Annotated in this window: 2 protein-coding genes; one reads left to right on the top strand and one right to left on the bottom strand. The window is 54.4% G+C overall.

Annotated features, from left to right (window positions below; all coding sequences use genetic code 11):
* A partial coding sequence (locus tag RMO15_RS33285) for a prepilin-type N-terminal cleavage/methylation domain-containing protein (RefSeq protein ID WP_369016114.1) occupies positions 1-139 on the bottom strand: 139 nt, incomplete at its 3' end.
* 555 nt (positions 140-694) lie between these two features.
* Here RMO15_RS33285 and RMO15_RS14230 point away from each other — a divergent pair.
* On the top strand, positions 695-1,774 hold a 1,080-nt coding region (locus RMO15_RS14230; protein WP_309713864.1), incomplete at its 3' end, for a transposase.

Below are 1,774 nucleotides of genomic sequence, written 5' to 3'. Positions count from 1 at the left end.
ACAGACAGGTGGTTTTTCGGGCTTGCTCACGAGCACGAGCAAAAACAGGAAAGAGAATAGCGGCAAGAATGGCGATAATGGCGATAACCACGAGGAGCTCAATGAGCGTGAAACCTCGTGGGCGATGCGGTCTTTGCATATAGTTCCTCCTAGATTTGGGTAGGTGCCAAACTCTGTAGAGTTAGTGCTACACTGCACTAATCTAGCGGTTTCTCCATCCACAAAGAAAAAACCTGCTTCAACAAAAAAATGGGCCGTACCATTTTCACCAAGCGCCGGGCCTCCTTGAGACGGAGCTCTTCAAAGCCCTGTCTCAAGGAGAATGCAATGACCCTGACTACTCTAGTTTCCGCTAAAATCGCGCCATCCTCGGGTTCTCTCTGACCACCGATCCTATGCCTGTGACATCAGGCTCACTCTCAGGTACAGTTCAGTCGCCAAACAAAAACGCGCTGAAAGGAACCCGATGTCAACGCCAGTTTACCGTACCGTAACCCTGCTAGAGCAGACCTTACAGAGGGTTCCTCTGGGAACTAACCTGGGCTTGTATCAACTCATGTTTGCCCTAGTATCAGGCAGATTTCTAGAGTCCCGCGGAGCCGTCTTTCCCGCACTCAATGATCTAGGGCTCTCACCGGAGGAAGTCCGTCGAGCCAGTGCCGCCCTGAGAGAAGGACGATGGCAGACACCAGATTTGCTGGCCAACTGGCAACAAATCCTGAGCAAGGAGGGGCACTTTACTCCCCACAGCTATGCAGGATTCAAACCCTTCGCCTGTGACCTCACGGGCTTTAGACGCCCCCAATTGCAGGGTAATCCCGCCAAACACTATGTCGCGGAGGCAGGTAAGGCTTTGCCTGCTATCGTAGTGGGCATGGGGGCAGCCGTGGGCAGCATAGCCGACACTCATCGCCAAGGTTCGAACACTCGCTTTGCTCTACCGCGACTTCTGGTGCGTTGGGAGCCGCAGGATACGCGAGAAGCCGATGTGCAAACACGGCTCGTTGAACAGGCAGGCAAGGCACTCACCCCTGAGGAGGTGGCCGTCTTTGATGCCGGATTTTCTCTGAAAGAAGTGTGTCGCCTCACGCCTCGTTTTGTCGTCCGTTTAGCCAAAAACGCCACGATGCGTCGCAATTTCTTACCCGAGTACAAAGGTCACGGGCGTCATCCGCAGTATGGGGAGCGGCTGCGGCCTTTGGCACGAACTCGTGGCGACAAGCAACTCGAAGCCAGCCCTGCCGACGAGACTTTCCTTTGGCACGACGGCACTATTTGCCTTCAGGCTCACGTGTGGAAAGGGGTTGTCTTACCTGAGGAAAAGCCCGGTGCTGTCTGTGTAAACGTGGTTGCCGTCTATGATCCTCGTTACAGCGAGCCTTGGCTTCTGGCAACCAATCTTGAGGTCTCGGCTGAGGTAGTGTGGCGTCTTTATCGTGACCGTTGGGCGGTGGAGCATCTTCCCCTGGTTGCAAAACCGATGCTGGGTTGCGGTGCGGCTTTTGTATTTGGCCAGGAGAGCCGTTTACGTCTTCCTGAGTTAGCCCTTCTGTGCGGCAATCTGCTTTCGTATGTGGCTGCGACCTGCACTGCTGTTGCGACGGGTTTCTGGGATCGTGCGTGTCGGGCGACGTGTGGTCGTCTTCGTCGTGTATTGAATCGTCTTCATTTCTCGGAGTTGCCCGTGTTGGGTGAACAACTTCGAAAAAAGGCGAGTGTGACTTCTCATCTTGTTACTGGAGTTGAGGGTCATCGTCGTCAGAAGGCTTGTCAG

The organism is Armatimonas sp., assembly GCF_031410135.1.
GTDB lineage: Bacteria > Armatimonadota > Armatimonadia > Armatimonadales > Armatimonadaceae > Armatimonas.
This window is presented reverse-complemented; position numbering and strand designations above follow the sequence as displayed.